Source organism: Acinetobacter sp. YH12039 (assembly GCF_013420015.1).
Taxonomy (GTDB): domain Bacteria; phylum Pseudomonadota; class Gammaproteobacteria; order Pseudomonadales; family Moraxellaceae; genus Acinetobacter; species Acinetobacter amyesii.
In genome coordinates, this window is record NZ_VOZA01000091.1 from 1 (window position 1) to 5,168 (window position 5,168).

4 protein-coding genes are annotated in these 5,168 nt (G+C 40.5%); 1 reads left to right on the forward strand and 3 read right to left on the reverse strand.

Annotated features, from left to right (window positions below; all coding sequences use genetic code 11):
• Positions 1-573: 573 nt before the first annotated feature.
• On the forward strand, positions 574-975 hold the full coding sequence (locus FTT98_RS18220; RefSeq protein WP_180184048.1) for a hypothetical protein: 402 nt from the start codon (positions 574-576) through the stop codon (positions 973-975).
• Between the two features lie 48 nt (positions 976-1,023).
• On the opposite strand, the gene codA is transcribed toward FTT98_RS18220, so the two are convergent.
• The 3 genes from codA to codB are packed head-to-tail and all read right to left on the reverse strand — an operon-like array spanning position 1,024 to position 4,854.
• On the reverse strand, positions 1,024-2,322 hold the full coding sequence (gene codA, locus FTT98_RS17220) for a cytosine deaminase (protein ID WP_180042324.1): 1,299 nt from the start codon (positions 2,320-2,322) through the stop codon (positions 1,024-1,026).
• A gap of 30 nt (positions 2,323-2,352) precedes the next feature.
• A complete protein-coding gene (locus tag FTT98_RS17225) occupies positions 2,353-3,564 on the reverse strand; it encodes a PucR family transcriptional regulator (protein ID WP_180042322.1) in 1,212 nt (403 codons plus the stop codon).
• Between the two features lie 3 nt (positions 3,565-3,567).
• Positions 3,568-4,854, reverse strand: a complete 1,287-nt coding sequence (codB, locus tag FTT98_RS17230; RefSeq protein WP_257220835.1) for a cytosine permease — start codon at positions 4,852-4,854, stop codon at positions 3,568-3,570.
• Between the last annotated feature and the right edge of the window lie 314 nt (positions 4,855-5,168).

Consider the following 5,168-nt stretch of genomic DNA (forward strand, 5'->3'; position numbering starts at 1 on the left):
GAGGATCAGAAAGCTTGTTTGAATCGATGTATTTCATCCGCAGATTATGCACGAATGCTAAGAAATCCGGAGTGCAAATATTAACCAAAAAGAAGATCGTTTTTTGATTTATGAAAGAGATCTATTAATTAAAGATTTTATTCGGTAGAAATTAAAGCTCACGCATGTGGGCTTTAATTAATAGTATAGGTAATAGTGCACTACTAGACTAAACAATTAAATTGGTCATCTGAATAATTGTTCTGCTGTTAAAAAATTAATATATTAAATGAATACCTTATGCATAACTATTGAACTATTCTTACTTTTGCGCCACTCTAAGAAAAACAACCTATTGTAATTTATAAAATATGTTTTCAAAAATTAAATTCGGCATCTTTAAAATAATTCTCGATACACATATTTTAATTTTTTTAATATTCGCTTTCATCTTCATTCATTATTTATTTATACTTTTCTTTCGGTAACAAACTTTTTAATCTTAGTAAAAACTATGAACACTTAAATTTTATAAGTTCTCTTTTAGCATCAAGTGCTACAACTTTTGCCGCTGTTACTGCAGCAATACTCGTTTTGAATTGGAAACAACAACATAATTTATCTTTAATTTCAAAATTGATTTCCGATGTTTGGGATCTACATAGTAAATTTACTTCAGAAATTTACAAATTAGCTTATGGCTTCTCCATTCATACAACTGAGGATGAATATAAATCTATTTATTCCGAACTGGTTCAGATAGCTGTTCCTTTACGAACAAAAGCACAACAATTACAAATTCTTTTTGAAGGAAAAATTGATCATAAGAGCTGGGAACTACTTCAAAACTATATAAACTATCTAGAATATTTTTATCCATGGAATGCTATAGACTTTTTAGAGTTTAGGGATTGCCGACATGATTTCAATACTGAATTTAGGCATGCAGATTCTTCAATAATACATGTTTGCCAAAAATACATATCTTTAGAATAAAACCCATACCAAGCATGGGTTTTACATCGTTTTTATAGCTTATGCAAATTATGCTGTTTTCGCGAAGTTTCCATTTCCTATTAGACGTACCTGCTCTTCTTCACGGCGCATAATCACTTTACCATTCCGCACACTTAACACCGCTTTGGCTTGATTGGCGACAACATCATAATCATTCTGCCCCGGCAAAATAATAAAACTTGCAGGGCGGCCAACTTCTATCCCGTATTGATTACCCAAGCACAGTGTTTTCGCAGAATTGTCCGATACAAAATCTAAGCAGCGCTGTAAATCTTCATAGCCCAGCATATGGCAAATGTGCAGACCCGCATCCAAAATGCGCAGAATATTGCCATTGCCTACTGGATACCACGGGTCACGAATTGAATCCTGAGCAAAACTAATATTCATACCTGCACGGTCAATTTCTGCAACTCGGGTTAATCCACGGCGTTTAGGATAAGTATCAAAACGGCCCTGCAAATGAATACTTTCAGTTGGGCAGGAAATAAAATTAATCTTCGAGCGTTTTAGCAAGCGGAATAACTTATAGCAATACGCATTATCATAAGATCCCATAGCCGTAGTGTGGCTGGCTGTGACACGCTCCCCCATGCCGCGTACACGCGCTTCATCAGCAAGTACTTCTAAAAAACGCGATGCAGGATCATCAATTTCATCACAATGTACATCGACTAAACGATCATATTTTTCAGCTAAATCCATCAGAAAATGTACTGAGCTCACCCCTTTTTCACGGGTATATTCAAAGTGCGGAATACCGCCAACCACATCTGCACCCAGCTTGATTGCTTCTTCCATCAAGCCGCGGCCATTTTTATAAGATTCAATTCCTTCTTGCGGAAAAGCCACAATCTGCAGATTTACTTTAGATTTAATTTCGTCTTTCACTTCTAGCATCGCGTGCAGTGCAGTAAGCGCAGGATCTGTAACATCCACATGAGTCCGCACATGCTGTATACCGTGCGCCACCAGCATATCCACGGTTTTTTTCGCACGAAGTTTAGTATCTTCAAAAGTAATAGTTTCTTTACGTTGCCCCCAGCGCTCAATGCCTTCAAACAGCGTACCCGACATATTCCATTCAGGCTCACCCGCTGTCAGTACGGCATCAAGATGAATATGCGGATCAATCATTGGCGCCATAAGCAGCTGCTGTTTGGCATCAATAATTTGTGAAAATTCTCCGTTTGGATTGTCATTGCTTTGAAGCACACCATCTTGCAATTCAATACGGTCAAATTTTCCATTGCTATAGGCAACTGTATACAATCCCTCTTTATGGCGTAATTTTGCATTAATCACTTTCGCGCTTGCTGTATTCATCTCTGTATTTCCTATTTCAATCTATATAAATTAGTGGGTCATGTGCCAAATCAGCAAAGCAACAGATGCATTCAGCCTAAAATTGGCATGGCTAATGGCCTGACCTGTTAGTGCTTCAATTTTTTGAATGCGCTGATTTAAAGTGTTGCGGTGAATGCCTAGACGCTGTGCAGATGCATTCAAGTTGCCATTTTCTTTCAGTACGGCATCCAAGGTTTCCAGCAGCAGATAAGGATGTTTTTTGTCACTGAGCAGCAACATGCCTATGGTTTCCTGCATAAATTGCTGAATGACTGATTTATTTGGAATGGCTTTGAGCAATTTCAAAATGCCTAAATTTTTGTAGAGACAAATACCATTTTCTGCCTGCACATCTAAAGCAATATCCTGCGCCTGCGAGGCTTCCCAAAAACCGCGCTGAAAAGCGACGGCGGAATTGACTTGATTGGACAGTCCTGCAAAAACTTTTAGCTCAGCATCTAAAGTGTTCAAATGTTCAATGAGGCTGGATAATGCTTTCATCCAATCTTCAAGGCTGTCATGTTCTAAAGACAGTACTGCAGTAAATTGATCGCCTTGCCGGATAACGGGAAAAACCTGCTGATGCTGCTTGCACCAACTGTCCAGTTGCTCATAACACTGCTGCTTCCGCTGATACAGCTGAGATTCCAGAGATTGTTCACCGCCTTGAAACAAAGCTTGCATATTGCCTAATTTAAAGACTGCAATAGCATGCCGACCCAGCACAGGCAGATCCAAATGTTTGGCTCTCAGCTGTATGGTTTCTAAAGAGGGATAATCCCCCATTAATAGCTGTGTCAGTACATCCTGCGCAGATTTTTTTACTTGAGAAAGCTGAACTAAGCGTGTGCCAATGATATGCGTGACTTCAATCATTTTCAGGCTGTACGGCTGTTCAATTAAAGGCAGCTGCAATTCTTCAGCGCGCTGAATCACGCTAGGCGGAATTACATGAATAAACTCTGCACCAGTCATGACCACTAAGCCTGAAACATTACGCTGTGAAGCCTGTTCCAGCAAAGCCAGCAAGTTGTTTTCATCTCGCACATAATTAATGCCTGTGACAAAAACCAGCTCACCACCTTCAATCCAGTCTGCAATACTTTCATTTTCCGCAACATAAAACCAGCGTACGGTTTTATGCACATTGCTTTGCCCTGCCCGCAGTTTCATTTCATACAGGGCTGGCAGATTAAGCACATCTTGCACACTCATGCTCATGGCTTACTCCGCCGCCTGCTGTAATACAGCCTGCTTAACTGGAAAGAGCGCATTCAGTACGGAATAGCATATAAATGCCACTGCTATACCAACAAGTGGCGCAATCCAAGGCGATGTATACGCGCAAACTGCACCCAAGCTGTAAGCAATCAGTCCAATCCAATTAAAGTTAGGCAATTGAGCTTCTGCCAAACGTGGATATTTTCCCTTATAGCGCACCCAATAGTCCGCCATAATTACGCCACCCACAGGCGGAATAATTGCACCCAGCAGTAATAAAAATGGAATCAGCAGCTCATACATACCCATCACCGCGAGAATGATGCCGACCACAGCAGAAATCATAACCATGGTTTTACGACGTTCACTGCGTACCAAATGGCATGCTGCTGCAGAGACGTTGTAAATCGTTGGCCCTTGAATCGTCCAGAGGTTCAGACACAGCATAATAATGGCTGCTAGGGATAAGCCCTGCAAAATAAGCACTTCCACAATATCTGATTGCTGATAAACAATTGCCATCCATGCCCCAGCTAGCACCATTAGGCCATTGCCAATAACAAAACTAATCAGGCAGGCCCAAACAGCTACTCGGCTACTTTTCGCCATACGTGTCCAATTGGTGATTTGTGTTGCACCACTAGCAAAAGTGCCAAAAACCATGGTAATTGCTGTCGCATAAGTCAGGCTTTCCGTCGGTTGAACACTGTTTAAACCTTCCCAGCCGCCAATTTCTTTGGTTGCTAGGTAAATTGAACCCAACAATAAAAGGAACATTAAGGGAATAGATACTCGAGAAAGATATTCCAAGCCTTTAAAGCCAATCAGCGCAGTAATAGAAAAGCCCAAGCCAAACATCACCATCAGTGGAATATTCCATGCTTCTGGCAAATGAATAATCTTGGCTAAGGAAATAGCTAAAGTTGCTGTGCCCCATGCAAACCAGCCCAGCTCCGCAAAGCCCAATAAAAAGTCGGACAATTTACTGCCTAAATTGCCAAAGCAGAAACGCCCCATAAGTACGGTATTTAGTCCGCTGCGAGCAGAAATTAGACCCAGTGATGCGGCATACAGCGCCAGCAGTAAATTACCAATCGCAGTAATCCAAAGAATATCGATAAACTCAAAAGCGACACCAATTTTGCCGCCAGCAAACATCGTTCCCGTAAAAAACGTAAAACTGAACAGTACCAAAGCGATAGGCAAAAACCCTTTACGCTGCGTATCTGGTGTTTCGGTCAGCGGACTTTCATCATGTTCATTCATAAGCACACCCTGCAAATGATTCATTAAGGAATACGCCTCAATTGCAAAAGCTGTGCCGAGTTTAATAAGGGCTAAATTGCATTATTTTTCATTCATTTTATGTGCAAAATGCATATATTTTTTAATGTATATCCTTAATTGGCGCAACAAAACTGTGCATCATTCACAAGCAACGCACTCAATGCTGGGCAAAAAAAAGGATGCCTCAGCACACTGCTGTCCCATAGTTTGCTTTAAATAAAAAAACCTGAGTCCTAACAGTTAAAATATGAGTGCAAACAAACACTTTAACGACCAGGATTCAGGTTTTGTCACATCAGAATACCGTATTTCATGAG